We start from the raw sequence: 273 nt of genomic DNA, 5'->3' as shown, positions 1-273 counted from the left end.
CTCTTCCGGCACCTCGACACCTCGGAAGCACCCAGCAGAACCAAGAAGGCGTTTCCCCTTGAGCGTCTGAAAGGCATGCCATGTATCGGCAACCGGCTGATCGCTGAACTTGACGGCGTACTTGAAAACCTCCATGCACCCCTCGGCGGGATCTCCAACGATGGGCCGCACATCAACGATGAAGCTGTCCCCGGTGATCTGGTGCCAATCCCGCGACAAGCGCTCCTGGCTGGGCTCGACCTCGGCCAAGGCGATCATGTGCAGGTGCGGGTG

General features: G+C 61.2%; 1 pseudogene. It reads right to left on the bottom strand.

From position 1 onward, the window contains the following. Nucleotides 1–258: pseudogene (locus ABG80_RS09610) on the bottom strand (protein rep); the annotation flags it as partial. Between the last annotated feature and the right edge of the window lie 15 nt (nt 259–273).

The sequence above is a fragment of the Aquabacterium parvum genome, assembly GCF_001447195.1.
Taxonomy (GTDB): domain Bacteria; phylum Pseudomonadota; class Gammaproteobacteria; order Burkholderiales; family Burkholderiaceae_C; genus Aquabacterium; species Aquabacterium parvum.
The sequence above is the reverse complement of the archived record's forward strand: the minus strand, read 5'-3'. Positions and strand labels throughout refer to the sequence as shown.